The sequence below is a fragment of the Streptomyces sp. NPDC028331 genome (genome assembly GCF_055565775.1).
In genome coordinates this window covers 183,810-205,084 of record NZ_JBVHTR010000016.1, presented here as the reverse complement: position 1 = coordinate 205,084, position 21,275 = coordinate 183,810, and the positions used below count along the sequence as shown (strand labels likewise).

Below are 21,275 nucleotides of genomic sequence, written 5' to 3'. Positions count from 1 at the left end.
GACGTCGCCGACGCCACCGAACAAGGCATTCGCCGCATCAACCAGAACGATCAACTCCCCTGGTCCTTCCTCACCCACACCGGACTCACCATCCAACCAACCCCACAGAACTAACGAAAAGATCAGTAGCAGCCGCGCTCGGGTTCGTCGTGGATGGTCAATGCTCCGGCGAGGTCGAGGTCGGCGACCGTTCCGTGCGCCCCGGCGCGGACGAGCAGCACTGCGCCGAGCGCGGTGCTCCAAAAGGTCCTGGCCTCCACGTCGAGCGGTCGACGGGCCCTCCAGCCGCGACTGTCGATGAGCCGGCTCACGAAGCGCTCGGACTGCCGGAACAGCAACTGGAGGTGCCGGTCGACCACAGGGGCGACTTCGGGCTTGGAGATCCCGGCGGCGAGTGCTCGCGCGACCGACGGGAGCGAGGGCATGGCCAGTACAGCGCGGGCGATGTTGCGCCGAAATGTCACCGCATCGGGGGCTTGGCGACCGATGCGCTCAATCCGTCGGGCGTCGTGCAGCAAGCCGAGAAAGGCGGCGTGCACGAGCAGCGAGTCCTTGGAGCCGAAGTAGTAGGTGACCTGATTGGGGAAGACGCCTGCCGCGCTCGCGATCTCAGCGACGCTCACCTCGGCGCCGGGCCGCTCCTTGCAGAGTCGTGCAGTTGCCTCAATCAGCCGGCGCCTCGTCGCGCGACCGCGGTCACGCGACCGAGCCGACGTTGATCGAGCTTCTGTTCGCTTCTTCTCCACACCCTAATTGTATGTGATACAACAAGACCCGCCCCGCTTGTATGACATACAAGAAAGGTCGAAGTGCATGCAACGAACCGAAGTCGTCGTGACCGGACTCGGCGCGATCACGCCACTCGGTGCAGACGTGACGTCTACGTGGGACGCCCTGCTTGCCGGCGAGTCGGGCATCCGCGGCGGCGTCCTGCGCGGCCACGAGGACGTCGGCCTTCCCGACACCGTCGCGGGGACGATGGCGATCGACCCCGCCGAGTTGCTGCTACCGGTGCAGGCCAGGCGGCTCGACCGCTCGCAGCAGGCGGCCTTGGCCGCGGCGGCCGAAGCCTGGGCCGATGCCGGTGCCCCACGGGTGCACCCGGACCGGCTCGCATCGGCGATCGGCACGGGCATCGGTGGCGTACGGACGCTGCTGAAGGAAGACGACGTACTGGAGGCGGCCGGGACGCGGCGCGTCTCGCCACGCACGGTCCCGATGCTCATGCCCAATGCGGCGGCGGCGCTGATCAGCATCGAATACGGTGCACGGGCCGGGGTCTACACGCCCGTCTCGGCGTGCTCTTCCGGTGCCGAGGCGATCGCCCTGGGAGCCAGGCTCATCCGTGCCGGCGAGGCGGACGTGGTCATCGCGGGCGGGACCGAGGCCGCGATCACCCCGATCACCGTCGCCGGTTTCGCCCAGGCACAGGCACTGTCGCGGCACACCGCCGAACCCGCTTCAGCGTCACGGCCGTTCGCCGCGGACCGCAGCGGATTCGTCCTCAGTGAAGGCGCCGCTGTCATGGTGCTCGAAAGCGCCGAGCACGCCGGCGTCCGAGGCGCGCACGTCCACGCGGTGCTCGCGGGCGCCGGCATCGCCGCCGACGCCCACCACATCACGGCGCCCGCTCCCGACGGCTCCGGTCAGATCTCGGCCATGCGGAAGGCCCTCGCGCAAGCCGGTTTGGCTCCCGGGCAGATCGGCCACATCAACGCCCACGCCACCGGAACTCCGGTCGGCGACGTCGCCGAGGCACACGCGATCGGAGAAGTCTTCGGCCGCGCCACCGTGACAGCCCCCAAGGCGGCACTCGGTCATCTCTTCGGCGCGGCTGGTGCGATCGAGGCGCTCATCGCCGTCCTCAGTGTGGAGCACGGCGTCATCCCGCCGACCCGCAACATCGCCGCGGCCGGCGTCGGGCCCGACATCGATCTCGATGTCGTCGCAGAGCGCCGAGACGTCCCCCAGGAGGCCGTGCTCAGCAACTCCTTCGGCTTCGGTGGGCAGAACGTCTCACTCATCGTCACCGGCGCGGGTCACCACGCGTCCCGTACGGCTTCGATCACCTCATGACCCACGCGAACGCACCATTGTCCGTGGAGGGTCGCGGCCGATTGATCGAGCGTTGAAAGACTCGTCCGACCGAGGGGCCACCCTTCCTTGAGAAGGTGCACCGCCCTCAGACCGCCGCTTCGACCACCGCCCTCACCGCACTGGCGGGGGCGAAGGGGCGGAGCCCCTGGAGGACGAGATGGGGAGGGGCGGCAGGGCGGGTTCACCCCCTCGGGCGACATCCCGTCTCAGCCGACGGACCACGTTTCGCCCAGGTTTCCTCCAGCGGCTACGCTCCGTCCGTGGCTGATATCCAGATTCCCGACGACATCAAGCCCGCGGATGGTCGTTTCGGCGCGGGTCCCTCCAAGGTGCGGGTCGAGGCGCTGGACGCCCTCGCCGCGACGGGTAGCTCCCTGCTCGGCACGTCCCACCGCCAGGCCCCGGTCAAGAACCTGGTCGGCAAGGTGCGCGAGGGAATCCGCGAGCTGTTCCAGCTCCCCGACGGCTACGAGGTCATCCTCGGCAACGGCGGCTCCACCGCGTTCTGGGACATCGCGACCCACGGCCTGATCGAGAACAAGTCGCAGCACCTCAGCTTCGGCGAGTTCTCCTCGAAGTTCGCCAAGGCGGCCAAGCTCGCCCCCTGGCTCGCCGAGCCCACGGTCATCTCCACCGACCCCGGCACCCACCCGGAGCCGCAGGCCGAGGCGGGCGTCGACGTCTACGCCTTCACCCACAACGAGACCTCCACCGGCGTCGCCATGCCCATCCAGCGGGTGGCGGGGGCCGACGAGGGCGCCCTGGTTCTCGTGGACGCCACCTCCGGCGCCGGCGGCCTCCCGGTCGACGTCGCCGAGACCGACGTCTACTACTTCGCCCCGCAGAAGTCCTTCGCCTCCGACGGCGGCCTGTGGATCGGCGTATTCTCCCCGGCGGCGATCGAGCGCGCCGAGCGCGTCCACGCCTCCGGCCGCCACATCCCGGAGTTCTTCAGCCTCCCCACGGCGATCGACAACTCCCGCAAGAACCAGACGTACAACACCCCGGCGCTGGCCACCCTGTTCCTCCTCAACGAGCAGCTCGAGTGGATCAACGGCCAGGGCGGCCTGGACTGGGCGGTCCGCCGCACGGCCACCTCCGCGCGCACGCTGTACGGCTGGGCCGAGGACATCAAGTACGCGAACCCGTTCGTCGCCGACCCGGCCAAGCGGTCCCAGGTGATCGGCACGATCGACTTCACCGACGAGATCGACGCCGCCGCCGTCGCCAAGGTCCTGCGCGCCAACGGCATCGTCGACACCGAGCCCTACCGCAAGCTGGGCCGCAACCAGCTCCGCATCGCGATGTTCCCGGCCATCGACCCGGCGGACATCGAGGCACTGACGAAGTGCGTCGACTACGTGATCGAGAAGCTGTAGGGGACTCGCCCGTACGAGGCAATGCGCGGAAAGGGGCGCCCGGGTTCACCGGGCGCCCCTTTCCGCCTTCCCGGGCCCCTGGGCTAGCCCGGGCTGCGGCGCAGCAGCCGTTTGAGGACGAGGACCAGGGCCAGGCCGGCGAGGAGGACCAGCGCGCCGGTCCTGTAGTCGACGTCGAGCGGTGAGCCGCTTCCGGCTCCGGGCTGCGTACTCCCCTTTCCGGAGGGTGACTTGGCCCGGTAGCCGGGCACGCTCTCCGGTTGCACCGGGCTGTCCGCGCCCTCGCTGCCGTACAGGAGCTTCGAGCCGTCGAGCGAGTACGTGACCGACTCGCCCTGCCGCTGCAGGGGGACGTCGAGACGGGTCTGCTTCCTGATCCTCCCGCCGTTCCACGCGTACGCGATGCCGCCGAAGTAGCCGCGTACGGCGAGCTGTCGACCGTCGGGCGAGAAGGCGGCGTCCGTGGCCCACAGGTCGACGGCGGCGATGGGGCGGAACACGTTCGTCCCCGTGGCGGACAGTCCGGCCGGGCCCTCGTAGAGGTGGCCGCCGTCCTCCTTCTTGTCGATGATGTAGACGCGCCCCGTCTTCGGGTGAACCAGCAGCGACTCGGCGTCCCTCGGCCCGTCCGCGTACTTCACGACGTACTGGGTGGCGCGGACCGTCTGGTCCTTGAGCACCTTGGGCTCGGGCAGCTTGTAGATCCACACGTACGGCCACTTGCCGCCGAGGTTGTCGCCGATGTCGCCGAGGTAGATCTCGTTCCCCGGGCCGATGGAGACGGCCTCCACGTCACGGGGCGTGCCGATGCCGCGGAGGGTGAGGGTGGCGACCGTCTTCCCGGTGCGGCCGTCCACCGCGTAGAGGTACGGGCCGTCGTCGCTGTCGTTGTGCGTCCAGTAGACCCCCGGGTGGAGGCGGGAGGCGGCGAGTCCGCTCGACTCGGTGATCCGGGGGTCCTTGATGGTGAAGCCGCCGTCGTCGGCGGACGCGGACGCGGGCGCGGCGAGCGCGAGCACACCGGCGAGAAGGGCCCCGCAGAGGCCGGAGAGGAACGCGAACGGTCGACGCATGGCCCCAGCGTGCCATCCCCTGATCGGCGGCCGTCGCGCGTGTCGATCCTCACATCCGCCCCGTCCCATACGTCCCACCCCGTTCCCCGCTGATCGTCCATCATGAGCGGATGCTCAGGTTCATGCCCGTAGGCGACTCCCAGACGATCGGCAGCGCGGGCGAACACACATGGCGCTACCGGCTGTGGCGGCATCTGTGCGAGACGTACGGCGGTCCGTGCACGCTCGTCGGTCCGCGCGAGACCCTGTACGACAAGGCGGCCGACGCGCCGACGTCGTACGCCTACGCCGAACCCGACTTCCCCCGCGCCCATCTGGCGGGCTGGGGCGAGGGCTGGCTGCACATGGCGCCGCTGATCGCGGACGCGGTCCGGCAGTCCAGGGCGGATGTGCTGCTGGTCGCCCTCGGCCTGATCGACCTGGGCTTCTACACGAACGCGGAGCAGACGGCGGAGAACGTGCGCCGCTTCGTGACCGAGGCGCGGGCGGCCAACCCGCGCATCCGTATGGTCCTGCTCCCCGTGATCCCGAACATCCGGGCACAGGCGGACGCGCCCTTCGGAGCCCAGGTGACCCTCTTCAACGAGCTTCTGGCGAAGGCGGTGGCCGACCTCGACGAGCCCCGATCGCCGATCCTGCTGGCCTCCCCACCTCCGTCGTACGACATCCACGTCGACACGTACGACGGCACGCATCCGAACGCGAGCGGCGAGCACAAGATCGCCGAGGCGTTCGCGGGGGCGATGTGGGAGGCGTGGGGGGTCGGGCAGGCGTACGCGGCCGGAACGAGTTGACCGAATACCGGCGTGCCCTGGTCACCGTGCCTATCGTTGTACTGCGCGGCTGCACTCGTGCGGGGGGCGGCCGGGGAGGAGCGCCACGATGACCGTCCTCGAAGACAGGATCGAGATGGCCGATGACAGCGGCGAGCTGACTCTGGACGAGCTGTTCGGGTCGCTCGAGCGGACCACCCCCGAGGGCTACAAGGTCGAGATCGTCGAGGGGGCCATCTTCATGTCGCCGCAGCGGGACACGCACTGGGAGATCATCCTGGGCATCGTCGAGCAATTGCGCACCAAGTACCCGCGCAAGCGCGTGAAGTCGGACGTCCGCGTCGACTACCCGGGCCACCTCAACGGCTTCGCCTCCGATGTGACGCTCGTGGCCGAGGGCGCCGAGACGGACGGCAAGGGTCTGTGGCGCTGCAAGGACGTCGAATTCGTCGCCGAGGTCATCTCGAGGGGCACGGCGCAGAACGACTACGGGCCGAAGAAGACGGCCTACGCACTCGCCGAAGTCCCCGTCTACCTCGTCGCCGACCCCTACCAGGGCAAGTGCCACCTCTACACCCAGCCCAAGGACGGCGAGTACATCAGCGAACTCTCCGTCGCCTTCGGAGCCGACGTCGACATGACCGCCACCCCCCTCGGCCTCACCCTCAAGACCGACGAGTTCCCGCGCGACTGACCCGGTCCCACACCCAACCCCCTTGCCTAGAGCGCACTCCACGCCGTTGGCTAGGCGGTCATGGAGTACACGCAGCTCGGACGCACGGGACTCAAGGTCAGCCGGCTCGTTCTCGGGACCATGAACTTCGGTCCGCAGACCGAGGAGGCCGACAGCCACGCGATCATGGACGCGGCCCTGGACGCGGGGATCAACTTCTTCGACACGGCCAACGTGTACGGCTGGGGCGAGAACAAGGGCCGTACCGAGACCATCATCGGCAACTGGTTCGCCAAGGGCGGCGAGCGGCGCGACAAGGTCGTGCTGGCCACCAAGGTGTACGGCAACATGGCCCCGGACGGCACCACCGCCTGGCCCAACCACGACAAGCTCTCCGCGGTGAACATCCGGCGGGCGGTCGACGCCAGCCTCAAGCGCCTGCAGACCGACTACATCGACCTGTACCAGTTCCACCACATCGACCGGAACACCCCGTTCGAGGAGATCTGGCAGGCGCTGGACGTGCTGGTGCAGCAGGGCAAGGTCCTGTACGTCGGCTCCAGCAACTTCCCGGGCTACAAGATCGCCCAGGCCAATGAGACCGCCGCCCGGCTCGGCTCCCTGGGCCTGGTCAGCGAGCAGTGCCTGTACAACCTCTTCGAGCGCCGCGCCGAGATGGAGGTCATACCGGCCGCGCAGGACTACGGCGTCGGGGTCATCCCGTGGTCGCCGCTGCACGGCGGGCTGCTGGGCGGGGTCATCAAGAAGGAGGTCGAGGGCGGACGCCGGGCCGGCGGCCGGACCGCCGACGCGCTCAACGACCCCGCGGTCCGTACGCGGATCCAGTCCTACGAGGACCTGCTGGAGAAGCACGGCCTGGAACCCGGCGAGGCGGCTCTCGCCTGGCTGCTGACCCGCCCGGGGGTCACGGGCCCGATCGTCGGCCCGCGCACCGCCGAGCAGCTTCAGTCGGCGATCAGGGCGGTCGAGCTGGAGCTGTCGGAAGAGGTCCTGGCGGGCCTGGAGGAGATCTTCCCCGGCCCGGGTCCGTCTCCGGAGGCGTTCGCCTGGTAAACGGCGCATGCGCACACCACGGCCCCGGTGCCTTCGCCGGCCGGCGCGGGACCCGGGGCCGGGCGGTCTCCACAGGGGTTCCGCCCGGCGGGGCGCACGCGGCGGTGGTCTACTTGCCGATCGCCGCCGTCAGCGCCACCACCGCGAACATCAGCACGAGCACACCGGCCATGATCCGGTTACGGGTCTTCGGGTCCACGCATCGAGCGTAACCGGACCTCGTCACTCCCCCGTGCCGAGCCCCCACTGCTCCACGGTCTCGTACCGGGGCTGCTCCCCCGCAACCCCCGACTTCGGCAGCCGGCTGCGGACCAGAGTGAGTTCCCCCACCGTCCACTCACGGCCCTCGAACGCCTGCAGTGCCGCCACATAGGGCCGGAAGTCCGCCGTGCCCCGGCTGCGGGCCAGGGTCAGATGCGGGCGGTAGGGGCGGTGCTCGCCCGTCTCCACGCCCGCCTTGCGCGCCGCGGACTCCGCACGCTCGGCGAGCAGCCTGAGCGCCCGCACGTCCCCGGTCGCGCCCACCCACAGTGCCCGGTCCCCGAAGCGCCCGCCCCCGGACACGGACAGCGGGAACGGTTCGGTGCGCCGGGCCGCCCGAGCCAGCCGCTCGGACAGGTCCGGTACGACGTCCTCGGCCACCTCGCCGTAGAAGGCGAGCGTGAAGTGCCAGCCCGGCCGGCCCGTCCAGCGCAGCCCCCGCGCCCCGGGCAGGCCCTCCAACTCGCGTACCACCGCCGTCAGTTCCCGGAGCACGTCCGGGGGCGGCAGCACCGCGGCGAACAGTCTCATGCCCTCACCCTCGCAGGGATCACGCTCCCCGGCCACACCGGCAGCCGCGCGAAGGGGCGCCTCGCCCGAGGCGCCCCCGAACCCCTCAGGCCGTCACCGGCTCCTCGCGCGGCACGAACCGCACCCGCGGGTGCCCCCGGTGCCAGCCCACCGCCAGGCGCAGGCCGCTCGCCCGGACCAGGAGCAGGCCGACCGTCACGGCCGCCGCGGCCGAGATCAGGCCGCCCAGGGCGAACCCGACCCGGGCGCCGTACGCGTCCGTGGCCCAGCCGACCAGGGGCGCCCCGAGCGGCGTACCGCCCATGAAGACCATCATGAACAGGGCCATGACGCGGCCGCGCATGGCCGGGTCCGTGCCCATCTGGACGGCCGTGTTCGCCGTGACGTTCACCGTCAGGCCGGCGATCCCTATCGGCACCATCAGCAGCGAGAACAGCCACAGCGACGGGGCCCCGGACGCCAGGATCTCCAGCGTGCCGAAGAGGGCGGCCGCCGCGATCAGCACCCGCAGCCGGGCCGTGCCGCGCCGCGCGGCGAGCAGCGCGCCGGTCAGCGAGCCGAGCGCCATCAGCGTGTTGAAGAGGCTGTAGGCGCCGGCGCCCGCGTGGAAGACGTCGTCCGCGTAGGCCGACAGCCACACGGGGAAGTTGAAGCCGAAGGTGCCGATGAAGCCCACCAGCACGATCGGCCAGATCAGCTCCGGGTGCCCGGCGACATAGCGCAGGCCCTCGCGGAGCTGGCCCTTGCCGCGCGGCGCGCGCTCCACGACGTACAGCTCACGGGCGCGCATCAGCAGCAGGCTCGCGATGGGCGCGACGAAGGACACGCCGTTGAGCAGGAAGGCCCAGCCCGTGCCCATGCCGGTGATCAGGACACCGGCGACGGCGGGGCCGACCAGGCGGGCGGACTGGAAGTTCGCCGAGTTCAGGCTGACCGCGTTCTGCAACTGCTTCGGTCCGACCATCTCGGAGACGAAGGACTGCCGGGCCGGGTTGTCGACGACCGTGGCGAGTCCGACGGCGAAGGCGGCCAGGTAGACGTGCCAGACCTGGACGTGCCCGGTCAGGGTCAGGAAGGCCAGGACGAGGCCGGTCGCTCCCATCGCCGACTGCGTCACGAGCAGCGTCGGGCGCCTGGGCAGACGGTCGACGAGGACGCCGCCGTACAGGCCGAAGAGCAGCATCGGCAGGAACTGCAGCGCCGTGGTGACACCGACGGCGGTGGAGGAGCCGGTCAGGCTGAGCACCAGCCAGTCCTGGGCGATGCGCTGCATCCAGGTGCCGGTGTTGGAGACGACCTGGCCGAGGAAGAAGAGCCGGTAGTTGCGGATGCGCAGCGAACTGAACATCGACGACTTGCGGGTCTCGGTCGGGACGGCGGTCTTGGTCGAACCGGTGGGCCGGGTCGGGATGGCGGTCTCGGTCCGTGCTACGGGCTTCGTCCGCGCCAGGGGGTCGGTCCGTCGGGCGGGGCCGGGAGTGGTCCGTTCGACGGGTTCGGGTCCGGTCGGTTCGACGGGCTCCGGGCTCTCGACGGCGGTGGGGGGCTGCGCCGGCTGTGCGGTCTCGTGGGCGGGCGGGGAGTCGTGGGTGGCTGGTGCGGGGGCGGAAGCTGCTCCGGTTCCCGTACTCAAAGGGATTCGCCTCCTTGCGATGACGGCTTCGTACGTACGCGGGTGGGGGCCGCGTCGGTCACGGTGAGCGTCCGGCACGGGCGTGCATCCGGGGCCGCGACACCCCCGGGTCGGGTCCCGCGATGCCCCGGATGCGCCCCGGTCACAGGTGTGCGAGCTTCTCGAGGACGGGCGCTGCGGCGCGGAGTGCCGCCCACTCGTCGTCGTCCAGGCCCTCGACCAGTCCGGCCAGGAACGCGTTCCGCTTGCGGCGGCTCTCCTCGAGCATCGCCTCGGCCCGCTCGGTCTGGGTGACCACTTTCTGGCGCCGGTCCTCGGGGTGGGGCTCCAGGGCGACCAGACCCTTGCTCTCCAGCAGGGCCACGATGCGGGTCATCGAGGGCGGCTGGACGTGCTCCTTGCGGGCGAGCTCGCCCGGGGTCGCGGAGCCGCAGCGGGACAGGGTGCCGAGCACCGACATCTCGGTCGGGCTCAGCGACTCGTCGACCCGCTGGTGCTTGAGTCGGCGCGACAGGCGCATCACGGCGGAGCGGAGAGCGTTCACGGCGGCAGCGTCGTCGCCATGGGTCAGGTCAGGCATGCTCTTTAGGATAACTCATTACTTTCCCTAAAGACCACCCGAACGCACCGCCATGAGGGTGACTCCGGCCACGTGCGCACCCGCCTCCCGGGCCCCGGCGGGAAACACCCGAGCTGCGCGTATCACCCGAACGAGTGATGTGGTCGCGGAACGTGACCCGTCGCGCCCCCGGGTCCGGCGACCCTCGGAGCCATGGGGACCAGTGTGCTCAGCGTGCGGATGGACGGGGAGCTGCTCGAGCGGCTCCGGCAACACGCCGCCAGAAGAGGAATGAGCGTCCAGGACTATGTCGTCCGGACGCTCATTCGGGATGACTTCGACCAGCGGTTCGAGACCGCCGTCGAGGAGACGGAACGGTTCTACGGGGTCACCTGACGCCGTGGACGCCTTCGGGGATCAGGTCAGGCCCAGCGCCGGCATCAGGTAGTAGAAGCCGAAGACCGCCGCCACCACGTACATCGCCACCGGGACCTCCCGCCCGCGGCCCGCGGCCAGGCGCAGCAGCGCGAAGGTGATGAAGCCCATGCCGATGCCGTTCGTGATCGAGTACGTGAACGGCATCATCAGCATCGTCACGAAGGCGGGGATGGCGATCGTGTAGTCCGCCCAGTCGATCTCCTTGACCGAGTTGGACAGGATCAGGAAGCCCACCGCGACCAGGGCCGGGGTGGCCGCCTGGGACGGCACCATCGTGGCGACCGGGGTGAGGAAGAGGGCCGCCGTGAACAGCAGGCCCGTGACGACGTTCGCGAAGCCCGTGCGCGCGCCCTCGCCGACGCCCGCCGTGGACTCCACGAAGCAGGTGGTGGCCGAGGAGGAGCTGGCGCCGCCCGCCGCGACCGCGATGCCGTCGACGAAGAGGACCTTGTTGATGCCGGGCATGTTGCCCTCGGCGTCGGTCAGCTTGGCCTCGTCGCCGATGCCCATGATCGTGCCCATCGCGTCGAAGAAGCACGACAGCAGGACGGTGAAGACGAACAGGACGCCGGTCAGCACGCCGACCTTGCCGAAGCCTCCGAACAGGCTGACCTTGCCGATCAGGCCGAAGTCGGGACTGGCGACCGGGTTGCCGGGCCACTTCGGGACGGTCAGGCCCCAGTTCGGGATCTTGGCGACCGCATTGAGGACCACCGCGAGGACCGTCATCGCGACGATCGAGATCAGGATCGCGCCCGGCACCTTGCGGACGATCAGCGCGAAGGTGAGCAGCGCGCCGAGGACGAACACCAGGACCGGCCAGCCGCTCAGGTGGCCGTTCATGCCGAGCTGGAGCGGGACCGTGGTCTGGGCGACGTCGGGGATGCGGGTGACGAAGCCGGAGTCCACGAGACCGATCAGCATGATGAACAGGCCGATGCCGATCGAGATGCCCTTGCGCAGGCCCAGCGGCACGGCGTTCATCACGCGCTCGCGCAGACCGGTGGCGACGAGCAGCATCACCACGAAACCGGCGAGGACGACCATGCCCATCGCGTCCGGCCACGACATGCGCGGGGCGAGCTGGAGGGCGACGACCGTGTTGACGCCGAGGCCGGCGGCGAGGGCGATCGGGACATTGCCGATCACGCCCATGAGCAGCGTGGTGAAGGCGGCGGTCACGGCCGTCGCGGTGACGAGCTGGCCGTGGTCCAGGTGGTGCCCGTACATGTCCTTCGCGCTGCCGAGGATGATCGGGTTCAGCACGATGATGTACGCCATCGCGAAGAAGGTGGCGAAGCCGCCCCGGATCTCGCGGGACAGCGTGCTGCCCCGCTCGGAGATCTTGAAGTAGCGGTCGAGGGCGCCGGACGGCGGCCGGGTGCCCGGCTGCTGCGGCGCGGAGGCCTTGGCGGGGGCCGAGGTGGGCATGCGGGACCTCAAGGTGCACAGGGGATCAGTAACAAACGGTGACAAACGTGATCGAGTCTCGCCGTCGCTCGATCACCAACAGATCTCCCCCAGTTTCTGTTGGCGTTTCGTACGAACGTAAGCAGCCAGACTCGAACTGTTTCAGTATGAACATATAAGGCGTTGATCGCTATCTCCGCGCGTAGACTCCTGGTGTGCCAGGTCGGCCGGGTCGCGGTCGACGCCGTTACGGCTCCTCGTAAGCTGAGCACATGGCGAAATGGACCCCCAGGCACGAGGCGCCGGAGCCCCTCGAGGGCCCCGTGGTGCCCGTCGTGACCGGCGGCACGCTCCTCTGGTTCCTGATGTTCCTGGTCCAGCTCCCCTTCTACGGCTGGTTCGCCGACCACGGGCACACCTGGTGGCTGTGGACGTGCCTGGCGGGGGCCGGGCTCGGATGCGTGGGCATCTGGTACGTACGGAGGCGGGACGCGGCGATCAAGCGGGCCTCCGCCGCCGATCGGTAGCAGGCTCCGGTAGCGGAGGCACTCCGGCAGGGGCTCCCCTACAACCACCGCACGACACCCTCCGCCGCCCCTCCTTCCCTGGTCTGATCTTTGGGCCGCTCGGCGGGTGACCATGCCCGTCCGCACGTACCGTCGAAGGCATGACGCACATCGACGCGGGCGCCGAACTCGACCCCGTGCACCCCGCTCCGATGCCCGTGCGGACGCGCGGCCTCACCGCCGCCGAAGTGGCCGAGCGGGTCGCCCGCGGTGACGTCAACGACGTTCCGGTGCGCAGCAGTCGCTCCCTGGGCGAGATCGTCCACGCGAACGTCTTCACCCGCTTCAACGCGATCATCGGTGTGCTCTGGCTGATCATGCTGTTCGTGGCGCCGTTCCAGGACAGCCTGTTCGGCTACGTGATCATCGCGAACACCGGGATCGGCATCATCCAGGAATGGCGGGCCAAGAAGACGCTGGACTCCCTGGCGGTGATCGGCGAGGCGCGGCCGACCGTGCGCCGCGACGGGACCGCGCGGGAGATCGGCACGTCCGGGATCGTGCTGGACGACGTCATCGAGGTCGGGCCCGGCGACAAGATCGTCGTCGACGGTGTCTGCCTCGAGACCGACGGCCTGGAGGTCGACGAGTCGCTGCTCACCGGGGAGGCCGACCCCGTCGTCAAACGGCCCGGTGACCCGGTGATGTCCGGCAGCTTCGTCGTCGCGGGCGGCGGCGCGTTCCGGGCGACCAAGGTCGGCCGCGAGGCCTATGCCGTCCAGCTCGCCGAGGAGGCGAGCCGTTTCACGCTCGTGCACTCCGAGCTGCGCACCGGCATCTCCACCATCCTCAAGTACGTCACCTGGATGATGGTCCCCACCGCGGTCGGCCTGGTCATCAGCCAGCTCGTGACGACACAGCACGGGCTCAAGGACTCCCTGGCCCGCACGGTCGGCGGCATCGTGCCCATGGTCCCCGAGGGGCTGGTGCTGCTGACCTCCGTGGCCTTCGCGATCGGCGTCATACGGCTGGGCCGCAAGCAGGTCCTCGTCCAGGAGCTGCCCGCCATCGAGGGGCTCGCCCGCGTGGACACCGTCTGCCTGGACAAGACGGGCACGCTCACCGAGGGCGGCATGGACGTCACCGAGCTGCGGCCGCTCCAGGGCGCCGACGAGACGTACGTGCGCAAGGTCCTCGGCGCCCTCGGCGAGGCGGACCCCCGCCCCAACGCCTCCCTCCAGGCGATCATCGACGCCTACCCGGACAGCGAGGAGTGGCGCTGCACCGAGGCCCTGCCCTTTTCCTCCGCCCGCAAGTACAGCGGCGCCTCCTTCAGCGAGGGCGACGGCCAGGCCAGTACATGGCTGCTGGGCGCCCCCGACGTCCTCCTCGACCCCGACGACCCGGCCCTGGCCGAGACCGGGCGGCTCAACGAACAGGGGCTGCGCGTGCTGCTGCTGGCCCGTGCCTCCCGGGACCTGGACGACCCCCGGGTCGCGGCCGGCACCCGGCCCACCGCGCTGGTCGTCCTGGAGCAGCGGCTGCGCCCGGACGCCGCCGACACCCTGCGCTACTTCGCCGACCAGAACGTCCACGCCAAGGTCATATCCGGCGACAACGCGGTGTCGGTGGGCGCGGTGGCCGGGAAACTCGGCATCCGCGGCGAGGTGATGGACGCCCGGCACCTGCCCCCGAACCAGGTCGAGATGGCGAAGTCCCTGGACAAGGGCACCGTCTTCGGCCGGGTCACCCCACGGCAGAAGCGGGACATGGTGGGCGCCCTGAAGTCGCGCGGGCACACGGTGGCGATGACGGGCGACGGCGTGAACGACGTGCTGGCGCTCAAGGACGCGGACATCGGGGTGTCGATGGGTTCCGGCTCGGAGGCGACCCGGTCCGTGGCGCAGATCGTGCTGCTCGACAACAGCTTTGCGACGCTGCCGTCGGTGGTCGGCGAGGGCCGGCGCGTCATCGGGAACATCACCCGGGTCGCGACGCTCTTCCTGGTGAAGACGGTGTACTCGGTGCTGCTCGCGGTGTTCGTGGTGTGCGGGCAGGTGGAGTACCCGTTCCTGCCCCGGCATCTGACCCTGCTGTCGACCCTGACGATCGGCGTCCCGGCGTTCTTCCTGGCCCTGGCGCCCAACAGGGAGCGGGCCAGGCCCCACTTCGTCCGGCGGGTGATGCGGTACTCGATCCCGGGCGGGGCCGTGGCGGCGGTCGGCACGTTCGTCACCTACCTGATCGCCCGCCACCACTACAGCGGCCCCGGTTCCCTGGACGCGGAGACCAGCGCGGCGACCCTCACGCTGTTCCTGATCACCATGTGGGTGCTGGCGATCGTCGCACGCCCCTACACCTGGTGGCGGATCGGCCTGGTGGCCGCCATGGGCGTGGCGTTCGTGTTCGTGCTGGCCGTGCCGTGGCTGCAGCACTTCTTCGCCCTCAGGCTGGTCGGGGAGACGGTCCCCTGGATCGCGGTGGGCGTCGCGGCGGTGTCGGCGGCCGTCCTGGAACTGCTGTGGAAGTGGGTCGACCGCCGGTTCCCCGCCTGACCTGCTCAGCCTCAGTCGAACCAGCGGTCCCGCGCCAGCTCCTCGGTGCGGGAGGGGTCTTCCAGCAGCGCCGCCACCTCGAAGCGGCGCGGCCACTGGCCCGCCGCCCAGGCCAGGCCCGCCGCGACGCCCTCCAGGGTGGCCGCGTGCAGGACGCCGTCGGCGGTCAGGCGCCAGTCCAGCTCGACCCCGTCGACGACGAGTTCCTCGTGCTCGACGTACGTCTGCGGGGTCCGCGGGCCGAGCAGCACCCGCACGGAGTCCGGTACGTCGTGCTCGGCGCCCTCGGAGGTCACCTCGCCCGTCACCGACTCGCTCAGCCGCCGCACCTGGAACAGCTCGGCGAGATCGGCGGCCCGGGCCGGGCGGACCGGCAGCAGCGGCACGCCTTCGGTGAAGGGCAGCAGGTCGGGCGAGTCGACGACCACCGCGTCGGCGGCGTCCACGACGGTCACCTGCCCGTCCACCACCGCCCGCAGCTCCTCCGGCAGGGTCACCCGCTCCGGGTCCAGCTCGGCCAACGCGCTGTACAGGGCGTGCAGTTGGGCGGCCGTGACGGGGCGCTCCGGGTCGGCGAGCCGGTCCAGCAGCTCCGCCGCGCCGCCGGGCTCGTCGAGCAGGGCGGCGACCGACGTCCGTACGCCGAGGGCGCGCAGCACCTGCTCGTCGTCGAAGCCGGTGGCGTCCGCCTCCTCGTACAGGCCGGCCAGCAGCGGGTCGCCGCCCGCGGCGCGCAGGCCGGCCGGGCGGCGGCCGTCCAGCACCGGGTGGCCGCGCAGCCACCAGGCCGCGTACGGGCGTACGACCTCGTGGGTGCCGTCCGGCAGCAGCACCCGCACCGGCTGGGTGAGCGCGTCCCTGAGCGGGGGCTGCGAGAGCAGGGCGAGGGCCTGCGGCCAGCGGTCGTCGTCGACCAGGTCCAGGTCCCGTACGGCGACGATCTCGGTCGCCACCGGCGGTACCGGGGTCTCGGGCAGCCGGTCCAGGACGTCCTCGCACCACACGTCGACGGCGTCGAGCAGCCCCACGTCGTCGGGCTCCGCGAAGTCGGAGTCGCGGGGCTCCAGTTCGTCCGGGTCGAGGACGACGTCGGTGGCGCGGACGAGGGCGAAGGTGGCGAGCACGCCGCAGGCGGCCAGCGGCTGATGCCCCCAGCGCTCGGCCAGGTCGGCGTCCACGCAGGCCAGTTCGCCCTCGCGCATGATGCCCGCGAACGGGCTGCCGGGCAGGACCAGTTCCCCGGCGGGCGAGAGTTCGCCGTCCTCGTCGGGCAGGGCGAGCGCGCCGAGCCACGGCTCGTCACCGGGTTCGAGGCCCGCCTCGCGGACCAGCGCGAGCACGGTGTCCGCCAGCTCCTCGGCGTCCGGCCCGTCCTCCTCCCAGCCCACGCCCTCGTCATCGAGCGAGGCGGCGACGGCGGCCCGCACCTGCGGGGTGGTGAGGATGGCCCGCGGGGTGGCCGGGAGGGCGCCGAGCTTCTCCAGCAGCGGATGGGCGCCGTCCGCGTGGGCGACCTTCAGTCCCAGCCGGGCCAGCGTCTCCGGAGCCACCGGCGGCCCGTCGAACGTCGGCAGCAGGACCTGCCGGGGCCCGATCGTCGTCCGCCCGTCGGCGAGCGGCACCGGCAGCCCGGACAGCCGGTCCGGGTCGACCCCGGCCAGGCTGTCGTACAGCCGCCACCACCACTCCGGCTCCTTCTCCAGCCCCGCGAGCCGGTCGATCGCCTCGGTCAGCGGCACCCGGGCCACGCCCAGCGTCCGCAGCTCCACACGGCGTTCGAGGCCGGCCGGCAGCAGGCACGGCAGCACCTCGGCGAGGACCCGCACGGTCCCGGCGCCGGCGCCCTCGACGACCTCGGCGTCCCGGGGGAGCAGCGCCTCGGGCAGTTCGTCGTCGTCACCGGGCTCGTTCGCGGGCGGCAGGAACGCGGTGCGCGGCAGCCGCTCCAGGACGGCGCTCCGCAGCGCGCCGTCCAGCTCGCCCTTGCCGAGCGGGCCCGGCACCAGGTCGAGGATGCCGGGGGTCACCGGGCGCCAGGCGGCGAGGAGTTCGGCGTAGGCGTCGGCGGCGCGCTCCACCAGGAAGTCGGTCAGCGGGCCGGGCGCGGTGTGGCGGCGGCTGGTGTCCAGCGGGAACGACGCGATGAGCAGGGCGGGCACCCCGAGCGGCTCGTCGCTCGGGGTCGGGGCGTGCACCACCGGGGCGGTGCGGGGGCGGGCCGGGGTGCCGTCGGCCTCGGCGGGGACGGCCCAGGTGACGGACCAGTGGGGGCGCAGCCGCTCCTCGACCGGGCGGTCGGCGAGCAGGTCGGGGGTGAGCGGGCCGTGGTGGGAGACGGTACGCCAGCGTGTGGTGCCGTCGCGGGAGTCCTCCACGACGGTGTCGGTGCCGTCGGTGCGGCGGACCAGCGTGCGGGGCGTCTCGTCGTGGATCTCGACGACGACCTCTTCGAGCCCGGGCAGGGCGAGCAGCAGGGCGTCGTCGACGGCCCCCAGCAGCCGCTCGGCGAGATCGGCGGCCGCCGCGTCGCGCAGCGGGAGGATGACGGCGGTGTCGTACGGGTCCGGGGCGGTGCCCTCGGCCGCGAACGGCAGCCTCAGCAGCGGCACGTGCCCGTCGCGGCGGCGGATCTCGTCGCCGAGGCCGGGGCTGTGCCGGGCGGTCTCGGTGGCCAGTTCCCGGGCCTCGGACAGGGACCAGCGCACCCCGCCGTGCCGGCCGACGACCGCAGGCTCGTCACTGACGGCGAGGACGGCCGCGAAGCCGACGCCGAAGCGGCCGACGGCCTGCTCCCGTTCGTCGCGCTTGGCGGAGGCCCGCAGCGTGGACAGCGACTCGACGCCGGCCGCGTCCAGCGGGGCGCCGGTGTTGGCGGCGACGAGCACGCCCTCGCGCAGGGTCAGCCGGAGCCGGCCGGGGACCCCCGCCCGGGCCGCGGCGTCGGCGGCGTTCTGTGCGAGCTCCACGACGAGGCGGTCCCGGTAGCCGCCGAGGACGAGGTCCTCCTCGGCGTTGGCGTCCTCGCGGAACCGGGCCGGGCTGGTCGCCCACGCGTCCAGCACGCCGCGGCGCAGGCGGGCCGTGCCGAACGGGTCCCCTTCGGCTGCCGGTCGCACGAACTTGCTCACGGTTCACTCTCCCTCTCGCGGCGGGGGGCTGCCGCCGGACGAAGGTACCGTGCGGGAGCTCGGCCGACACTCGGGCAGGTGCCGTCTGTCGGGGGCGCCGTTCCGGGGCTGCGCCCCAGGCCCCCGTATCCGCCCGAACGGCCTCGTCCTCGAACTCCCCCGGGCTCTTGGAGCGGGGGGACCCCCGGACGGGCGGGTGGGTGGGTGCCGGGCCAGGACCCGGCCGTGCTCGCCGGGCCAGGACCAGGCCGTGCTCTACGAGTGCCCCAGCTCCGCCGACGACTCGTCCGCCACCGCGGGCACCGACCCCTCCGGGGAGGGCCGCAGCGGAAACGGTTCGACCTTCGTCTCGTCGACCACCGGCGGAGCCGGGCGCGGCGGCTTCGGCATGACCGCCGCCTCCGAGTGGCCGCCGCAGCCGTACGACAGGGACACCACCCGGCCGTCCGCCGGGGAGAACTCGTTGGCGCACACCCCGAAGGCCTGCCCGAGCGAACCGCCGATCGGGACCAGGAAGCCGCAGGAGACGCAGGAGGCGGGGGCCGCCTGGGCCATGGGCGTCTTGGCGCCGAACGCCTCCTCCCAGCGGTCGGCGGCGACGTGCAGACCGTAGCGGGACAGAACCCGGGCGCGGCGCATGCCCAGTTCCTCCGCCACCGCGGAGATCGAACCGCGCGACGGGGCCATCGGCAGGTTCGCCGGGGCACCGCCGGTGACCTCCGCGTCCTCCGCCTCGACCAGCTCGGCCATCTCGCCGGAGACCGCGGCGTTCGGCAGCGGCTCCTCCTCGCCGGTGAAACCGGGTTCCAGACGCAGGTCCTCGGCGTCCGTCGGCAGCAGGTCGCCCGGGCCCAGGTCGCCGGGGCGCAGCCGCTCGCTCCACGGCACCCACTCCGGGGCGAGCAGCGCGTCGGGGCCGGGCAGCAGAACCGTCTCGTCGACCGTGACGACCTTCGCGCGCGAGGCCCGCGCGACCGTCACCGCCCAGCGCCAGCCGCGGTAGCCCAGTTCCTTGCACTCGAAGAAGTGCGTCACAACGCGGTCGCCCTCGGACACCGTCCCGGCGTGCTCGCCGACGATGCCGGGCGCGGCGGCCTCCTCGGCGGCGGCGCGGGCGAGGTCGATCGCCTCGGCGCACAGGCGGTCGGGGGTGCGGCTTCGCGTTGTCGCGCTCACAGGTATCGCTTCTCTCCTACGCCGTCTCACGGGTGCGCCCCTTCTCGGCTGGGTGCGGACGGAGCGGACCTGAGGGCCGCGTCGACGTCCGCGCCCGATCGCGCTCGGGCGCACCCACACCATCCATTCTGCGGGATGGATGAGAGGCGCGCGGCCGAGAACAATCGCCACGGCGCGCTACGCACGCTACCCTCTCCGGGCCCCGGCGCCCACACCGAGTGGCTGCGCTTTCCCGGAGCCCGGTCCTCCGCATGCCGTTCCGGACGGGTCGCCGAGGCGCCTCCCGGCTCCGGACGCACTTGGCTCGTTCCGTACCCACGCCCTGCTCCCGGTACGGCACCGGTCGATCCCGTAGGTGCGTATCCGCGTCGCATCGGCGCTACATCCGCCCTTCTCGGGGCACTATGACGGGGTGGCAGCCGCGAGGTCGTCCGAGGGAACCACCGGGGTCGGTGGGGCCGGGGGGCGCAGCCGGGGTGGCGGTTCGGCCCGGTTCGGCGGGTCCGTCCGCGCGGTCGGCCGTGCCGTGGGCCGACCGTTCACGGGAGTCGCCCGCGGTATCCGCAAGGCCACGCACGCGCACGGCGCGGGCGAGTCCGGCCTCGGCAAACTGATCGAACTGCACGCCGTGAACGGCGCCGGCGACGTCATGATCACCGTCGCCCTCGCCTCCACCGTCTTCTTCTCCGTGCCGACGGACGAGGCCCGCGGGCGGGTCGCGCTCTACCTCGCCATCACCATGGCGCCGTTCACGGTGCTCGCCCCCGTGATCGGTCCCCTCCTCGACCGGCTCCCGCACGGCCGGCGGGCCGCCATGGCGGGCGCGATGCTCGCCCGTGCCCTGCTCGCGCTGATCATCTCGGGGGCGGTGGCGAGCGGAAGCCTCGAGCTGTACCCGGCGGCGCTCGGCGTCCTCGTCGCGTCGAAGGCGTACGGCGTCGTCCGCAGCGCCGTGGTGCCACGGCTGCTGCCGCCCCGCTTCTCGCTGGTGAAGGCCAACTCCCGGGTCACCCTCGGCGGGCTGCTCGCCACCGGGCTGGCCGCCCCGGTCGGCGCCGCGCTGCACGCCGTCGGTCCGGGCTGGCCGCTGTACGGGGCCTTCGTGCTGTTCGTCGCGGGGACGTTCCTGTCGTTCTCGCTGCCGCCGAAGGTCGACTCGGCGAAGGGGGAGGACCGTGCGCTGCTCGCCGCGGACGAGGACCATCTGCACGGCCCCCGGCGCAAGGCGGCCTCCAGCCGGCCAGGACTGCGCACCGTCGGCCCCGCCGTCATCCACGCCCTGGCCGCCAACGCCGCGCTGCGCTGTCTGTCCGGCTTCCTGATCTTCTTCCTAGCCTTCCTGCTGCGCGAGCACCCGCTGACCGGGGAGAGCGCGGCGGTGTCCCTGGGCATCGTGGGCGTCGCGGCGGGCGCGGGCAACGCACTGGGTACGGCCGTGGGCGCCTGGCTGAGATCCCGCGCACCGGAAGTGATCATCGTGACGGTGGTGGTGATCGTGCTGGGCGCGGCGATCACGGCGGCGGTGTTCTTCGGCGCGTTCCTGGTGACGTGCCTGGCGGGGATCGCGGGATTCGCACAGGCGCTCGCCAAGCTGGCGCTGGACGCGCTGATCCAGCGGGACGTGCCGGAGCTGGTGCGCACGTCGGCGTTCGCGCGCTCGGAGACGCTGTTGCAGATGGCCTGGGTGCTGGGCGGGGCGATCGGGATCGTGCTGCCGCTCGACGGGGCGCTGGGTCTCTCGGTCGGCGCGGCGATCGTCGCCTCGGGCTGGCTTCCGACGGTACGGGCCCTGCTGACCTCGGCCCGCCGGGAGAGCACGACCCGGACCCGGGCGGCCTGAGCCGGGCGGCGCGGATCGGGGCGGCGCGGGCCGGGCAACCTGAGCCGGGCGGCGTGGGCCGGGCAGCCTGAGCCGGGCGGCCTGAGCCGGGCGGCGTGGGCCGGGCGGCCTGAGCCGGGCGGCGCGGGCCGGGCCGCCTGAGCCGGGCGGCCTGAGCCGGGCGGCGCGG

17 protein-coding genes are annotated in these 21,275 nt (G+C 71.9%); 9 read left to right on the top strand and 8 right to left on the bottom strand.

The window, feature by feature from the left end; translation table 11 throughout:
* Positions 1 to 122: 122 nt before the first annotated feature.
* Positions 123 to 746, bottom strand: coding sequence for a TetR/AcrR family transcriptional regulator (locus ACZ4SW_RS23985; RefSeq protein ID WP_468248879.1), 624 nt, complete (start codon positions 744 to 746; stop codon positions 123 to 125).
* Between the two features lie 67 nt (positions 747 to 813).
* On the opposite strand from ACZ4SW_RS23985, the gene ACZ4SW_RS23980 reads away from it, so the two are divergent.
* Positions 814 to 2,076: a beta-ketoacyl-[acyl-carrier-protein] synthase family protein gene (locus ACZ4SW_RS23980; RefSeq protein WP_468248874.1), complete on the top strand. Its 1,263-nt coding sequence runs from the start codon at positions 814 to 816 to the stop codon at positions 2,074 to 2,076.
* A 281-nt stretch (positions 2,077 to 2,357) separates the two neighbouring features.
* Positions 2,358 to 3,476 (top strand): phosphoserine transaminase, encoded by a 1,119-nt coding sequence (gene serC / locus ACZ4SW_RS23975; RefSeq protein ID WP_468248868.1) that lies wholly within the window; start codon positions 2,358 to 2,360, stop codon positions 3,474 to 3,476.
* Positions 3,477 to 3,559: 83 nt separating this feature from the next.
* On the opposite strand, the gene ACZ4SW_RS23970 is transcribed toward serC, so the two are convergent.
* The gene (locus ACZ4SW_RS23970; RefSeq protein WP_468248863.1) at positions 3,560 to 4,549 is read right to left on the bottom strand and encodes a WD40 repeat domain-containing protein; all 990 of its coding nucleotides are present in this window, start codon (positions 4,547 to 4,549) and stop codon (positions 3,560 to 3,562) included.
* A gap of 110 nt (positions 4,550 to 4,659) precedes the next feature.
* Between ACZ4SW_RS23970 and ACZ4SW_RS23965 the strand changes: the two genes are divergently transcribed.
* From ACZ4SW_RS23965 to ACZ4SW_RS23955, 3 genes are all read left to right on the top strand, one after another.
* Positions 4,660 to 5,343 (top strand): GDSL-type esterase/lipase family protein, encoded by a 684-nt coding sequence (locus ACZ4SW_RS23965; RefSeq protein WP_468248859.1) that lies wholly within the window; start codon positions 4,660 to 4,662, stop codon positions 5,341 to 5,343.
* 88 nt (positions 5,344 to 5,431) lie between these two features.
* Positions 5,432 to 6,016, top strand: a complete 585-nt coding sequence (locus tag ACZ4SW_RS23960; RefSeq protein WP_468248853.1) for a Uma2 family endonuclease — start codon at positions 5,432 to 5,434, stop codon at positions 6,014 to 6,016.
* Between the two features lie 60 nt (positions 6,017 to 6,076).
* Entirely contained in the window at positions 6,077 to 7,069 is a 993-nt protein-coding gene (locus ACZ4SW_RS23955) for an aldo/keto reductase (RefSeq protein ID WP_468248850.1), read from the top strand.
* Between the two features lie 222 nt (positions 7,070 to 7,291).
* Here the strand turns inward: ACZ4SW_RS23955 and thpR are convergent, their stop codons facing one another.
* The 3 genes from thpR to ACZ4SW_RS23940 all read right to left on the bottom strand — a co-directional run bounded on the left by thpR (position 7,292) and on the right by ACZ4SW_RS23940 (position 10,074).
* Complete coding sequence (gene thpR / locus ACZ4SW_RS23950; RefSeq protein ID WP_468248846.1) at positions 7,292 to 7,861, bottom strand: RNA 2',3'-cyclic phosphodiesterase; 570 nt, start codon at positions 7,859 to 7,861, stop codon at positions 7,292 to 7,294.
* A gap of 85 nt (positions 7,862 to 7,946) precedes the next feature.
* Positions 7,947 to 9,209 carry an MFS transporter gene (locus tag ACZ4SW_RS23945; protein ID WP_468248914.1) on the bottom strand — a complete coding sequence of 421 codons (1,263 nt, stop codon included), beginning with the start codon at positions 9,207 to 9,209 and terminating at the stop codon, positions 7,947 to 7,949.
* A gap of 427 nt (positions 9,210 to 9,636) precedes the next feature.
* The gene (locus ACZ4SW_RS23940) at positions 9,637 to 10,074 is read right to left on the bottom strand and encodes a MarR family winged helix-turn-helix transcriptional regulator (RefSeq protein WP_468248843.1); all 438 of its coding nucleotides are present in this window, start codon (positions 10,072 to 10,074) and stop codon (positions 9,637 to 9,639) included.
* 192 nt (positions 10,075 to 10,266) lie between these two features.
* Here ACZ4SW_RS23940 and ACZ4SW_RS23935 point away from each other — a divergent pair, with 192 nt between their 5' ends.
* Positions 10,267 to 10,449 (top strand): ribbon-helix-helix protein, CopG family, encoded by a 183-nt coding sequence (locus ACZ4SW_RS23935; protein ID WP_468248838.1) that lies wholly within the window; start codon positions 10,267 to 10,269, stop codon positions 10,447 to 10,449.
* Positions 10,450 to 10,470: 21 nt separating this feature from the next.
* Here ACZ4SW_RS23935 and ACZ4SW_RS23930 read toward each other — a convergent pair whose 3' ends face one another.
* Positions 10,471 to 11,922, bottom strand: a complete 1,452-nt coding sequence (locus ACZ4SW_RS23930; RefSeq protein WP_468248834.1) for an NCS2 family permease — start codon at positions 11,920 to 11,922, stop codon at positions 10,471 to 10,473.
* Between the two features lie 251 nt (positions 11,923 to 12,173).
* On the opposite strand from ACZ4SW_RS23930, the gene ACZ4SW_RS23925 reads away from it, so the two are divergent.
* Together ACZ4SW_RS23925 and ACZ4SW_RS23920 are read left to right on the top strand one after the other, a co-directional pair.
* On the top strand, positions 12,174 to 12,428 hold the full coding sequence (locus tag ACZ4SW_RS23925) for a DUF2530 domain-containing protein (RefSeq protein ID WP_468248829.1): 255 nt from the start codon (positions 12,174 to 12,176) through the stop codon (positions 12,426 to 12,428).
* A gap of 140 nt (positions 12,429 to 12,568) precedes the next feature.
* Entirely contained in the window at positions 12,569 to 14,962 is a 2,394-nt protein-coding gene (locus ACZ4SW_RS23920; RefSeq protein WP_468248825.1) for a cation-translocating P-type ATPase, read from the top strand.
* An 11-nt stretch (positions 14,963 to 14,973) separates the two neighbouring features.
* Here ACZ4SW_RS23920 and ACZ4SW_RS23915 read toward each other — a convergent pair whose 3' ends face one another.
* Entirely contained in the window at positions 14,974 to 18,090 is a 3,117-nt protein-coding gene (locus ACZ4SW_RS23915) for a sacsin N-terminal ATP-binding-like domain-containing protein (protein ID WP_468248820.1), read from the bottom strand.
* Positions 18,091 to 18,345: 255 nt separating this feature from the next.
* Complete coding sequence (locus ACZ4SW_RS23910; RefSeq protein ID WP_468248816.1) at positions 18,346 to 19,266, bottom strand: DUF3027 domain-containing protein; 921 nt, start codon at positions 19,264 to 19,266, stop codon at positions 18,346 to 18,348.
* 412 nt (positions 19,267 to 19,678) lie between these two features.
* Between ACZ4SW_RS23910 and ACZ4SW_RS23905 the strand changes: the two genes are divergently transcribed.
* Positions 19,679 to 21,106, top strand: coding sequence for an MFS transporter (locus ACZ4SW_RS23905; RefSeq protein ID WP_468248811.1), 1,428 nt, complete (start codon positions 19,679 to 19,681; stop codon positions 21,104 to 21,106).
* Positions 21,107 to 21,275 lie beyond the last annotated feature (169 nt).